1 pseudogene is annotated in these 255 nt (G+C 61.2%); it reads left to right on the top strand.

Annotated features, from left to right (window positions below):
• Positions 1 to 255: pseudogene (locus tag IB277_RS37790) on the top strand (IS21 family transposase); the annotation flags it as partial.

Genomic DNA, 255 nt, shown 5'->3' with positions numbered 1-255 from the left:
TGTGCCTGCATCCTTTGCGAACCGGCCCGTCAGCCTGCGGATTTACCCTGAGCGGCTGGTCGTTGCGGCCGAGGGCAATATCCTATGCGAACATGCGCGGGTCATTGAGCGCAGCCACGACAAACCGCCGCGAACGATTTACGACTGGCGGCATTACCTTGCGGTCATCCAGCGCAAGCCCGGTGCCTTGCGCAATGGTGCGCCCTTCCTGGAATTGCCGTTGGCCTTTCGGCAATTCCAGGACCAGATGCTTCG

Source organism: Ensifer sp. ENS07, from assembly GCF_014852185.1.
Classification (GTDB): domain Bacteria; phylum Pseudomonadota; class Alphaproteobacteria; order Rhizobiales; family Rhizobiaceae; genus Ensifer; species Ensifer adhaerens.
This window is presented reverse-complemented; position numbering and strand designations above follow the sequence as displayed.